This window comes from Pseudomonas sp. 10(2024) (genome assembly GCF_045164175.1).
GTDB classification, from domain to species: Bacteria; Pseudomonadota; Gammaproteobacteria; order Pseudomonadales; family Pseudomonadaceae; genus Aquipseudomonas; species Aquipseudomonas alloputida.
Window position 1 is genome coordinate 143,979 of record NZ_CP174006.1, and the last position, 3,150, is coordinate 147,128.

The 3,150-nt window shown below is 59.1% G+C and carries 1 protein-coding gene; it reads right to left on the bottom strand.

Annotated features, from left to right (window positions below; translation table 11 throughout):
* Nucleotides 1-2,157 (bottom strand): type I secretion system permease/ATPase, encoded by a 2,157-nt coding sequence (locus ACI7M0_RS00675; RefSeq protein ID WP_003256004.1) that lies wholly within the window; start codon nt 2,155-2,157, stop codon nt 1-3.
* Nucleotides 2,158-3,150: the final 993 nt, after the last annotated feature.

Consider the following 3,150-nt stretch of genomic DNA (forward strand, 5'->3'; position numbering starts at 1 on the left):
TTATGCAACACTGATCTGCCCCTTCTTCAGTGCATCCATGACCGCGGCTTTCGGGCCGTCGGCGACAATCTGCCCGCGATCGATCACGATCAGCCGGTCTACCAGCGACAGCAACGAGGCACGGTGCGTGACCAGCAGTACCGTCTTGCCCTCCACCACCGCTTGCAGGCGCTGCTTGAGGCGTTCTTCACCGGTGTTGTCCATGGCGCTGGTCGGCTCGTCCAGCAGCAGGATCTGCGGGTTGAGCAGCAGCGCACGGCCCAAGGCGACGTTCTGCCGCTGGCCGCCGGACAGGTTCTGCCCGCGTTCACCCACTTGCAGCTCGTAGCCGTCGGGGTGCAGCCGGGCGAATTCATGTACGCCCGCCAGTTCAGCGGCCTGCAGGATCAATTCGTCCTCGATGTAGCGGGCGCCGCTGACCAGGTTGTCACGCAAGGTGCCGGCCAGCAGCTGGATGTCCTGTGGGACGTAGCCGATGTTGTGGCGCAGTTCGCTGACATCAATCTGGCGAATGTCGACGCCATCGACCAGCAGCGAGCCACCATCGGCCTCGTACAGGCCGACAATGAGCTTGGCCAGCGAGCTCTTGCCCGAGCCGCTGCGACCGATGATGCCGACCTTCTCGCCAGGGCGAATGGTCAGGTTGATATTCTTCAGGGCCAGGTTCTGCTGGTTCGGATAAGTGAAGTCGACACCGCGGAACTCGACGCTGCCCTGTAGCACCTTGCGGCTCAGCGGGCGTTCTTCGAAGTTGCGCTCTTGCGGCAGATCCATCATGTGGTCGGTGGAGACCATGGTTACCTTGGCTTGCTGGTAGCGGGCCAGCAGGCCATTGAGCTGGCCCAACGGGCCGAGGGCGCGGCCGCTGAGCATGTAGCAAGCCACCAGGCCGCCCATGCTGAGGTTGCCATCGATGATCAGGTACACGCCGACGCAGATCATTGCCACGCCGGCCAGTTGCTGGATCAGCAGGGTGATGTTCATCGCCAGGCTCGACAGCACCTTCACCCGCAGCTCCAGGCGGCTTAGGGTGCCGAGCGTCTGTTCCCACATGTACTGGCGTTCGCTCTCGGCGTTGTTGACCTTTACCGCATCCAGGCCGGCGAGGGTTTCGATCAGGCTGGACTGGCGCTCTGATGCCAAAGCCATGGTCCGCTCCATGGTCGCCATCAGTGGCCGCTGCAGGGCGTAGCCGATGCCCAGAGCCAGCGGGAAGGCGATGATCGGTATCCACACCAGGTGCCCGCCAATGATGGCGATGACGATCAAAATCAGTATGGTAAAGGGCAGGTCGATCAGGCTGGTCAGGGTCAGCGAGGCGAGGAAGTCGCGCAGGCCCTGGAACTCGTGAATGTTCTGGGCAAAGCTGCCGACCCGCGCCGGCCGGTACTTCATCGACATGCCGACGATACGTTCAAACAGCGTTGCCGAGATGATCAGGTCGGTCTTCTTGCCTGCCAGGTCCAGGCACAGGCCGCGAAGGCCTTTGAGGATCAGGTCGAAGATATACGCGCCGGCGATACCGATGGCCAATACCCAGAGCGTCGAGGTGGCCTGGTTTGGCACCACCCGGTCATACACGTTCATCACGAACAGCGGCGCGGCCAAGGCGATCAGGTTGATCACCAGGCTGGCGGCGATGGCGTCGATATACAACCACTTGCTGCGCAGCAGGGTGTCGCGGAACCACGACTTCGCTCGTGGGATGAGGTTGCCGTGGTTGACATCGAACTTGTGCTGCGGCTGCGCGAAGAACACGCGGCCGCTGTAGTCGCTTAGCAGTGCTTCGCGGCTGACGTGCACCTCGCCACCGTCGCTCTCGCTGAGTAGCAGGCGCGCGGTGTCATCGTTCTCCCAGCCGAGCAGGACGGCGCTACGGCCCTCCTTGAGCAGCAGCATGGCCGGCATGGCGATACTCGGGATCTGCTCCAACTTTCGCTGAAGCAGGCGCCCCTGCAGGCCAGCCCGGGCCGCGGCGCGCGGCAGCAGTTCAGGGCTCAGGCGCTGGGCGGGTAGCGGTAGGCCTGTTGTCAGCATGACCCGGCTGGCGGGCTTCTGGTGCAGGACACACAGGCTCAGCAGACTATCCAGCAGGGGATCGTCATGCTGACTGCGTGGATCGTGGCTGAGTTGGACTCGACTGACTTCGGATTCCACGCGGCGCTCTCTTCATCCTTGTGGTGGGTGGGGTGGGTGTGCCGTCGTTAAGGTCAGGCCGGCTCACCCTGGCTTTCTTTGGTGCTGCAAAGCTGTGCTGATAAGGGTTATCACGCCCTGGTGCTGGAGCAGCTGGCCAATGTTCGCCTTGAATCGGTGTTGAGTAAACAATTCTACGTGCTTCATTTTCACCAGACTTAGCGGGGCAATGATTGTTTCATTTTTGATCCAGCCATCATCCGGCTTGTTGCAGCATAGCCTGCCACTCAGCCAAGGCATGCAAGGGCTTTGGGTTCCAGCTTAGTCACTGTCAGTAAACAGGCGCTGGTTTGTTGGCGCATATCTGTGGCTTGTTAGTCAGAATTCATCTATAGAGCGCGGATCCTTGCCTTCTTGCATTCAATATCCGCAAGCGATTTTCAATGATCGGGATACCATTATTCACGCACTCGTACGTCATCTCATTGATTTGCGACACATCGCTGCTTGTGACTCGCGCAGCGCTGAAAGCCTGGTGGGCCTTGAGCGAGCAAGCGCCCCGGCTCTGGCTGGCTATCGACCTCTGCCTGGCCGCATTCCGGCAAGGTTTGTGCTTATTTGGCAATCAGTGTCCCGGCGATTGACAGTGATCTGGATATTGACGCCAGTAACGCTGACATTGCCGAGTAAGACGGTCGCACCGCATGATTTACGGCTGCTGAGGTGTATGAAAAAGTGCTAAGACTGATGGCTTAACACCTTTTTGATGATGTAAGACATTTGTCCTCAGGAAACGCTTGGCTAAGGTACAAATATCAATGTGACATTACATTGCCGATTGTTTAGGATGGCATGTATAAGGTCAATAGTTTGGCAGTCAGGCAATTCCAAAAAGTTATAGACGGAATATTGACGTCAAAAACGTCAAGAGATCATCGACATAGTTCCGCCTGAAGTGGCTAGCAAGCGCCGCTCTGGCAGGGAAGTACCCCATCGGGTCACACGGAGAGTCCA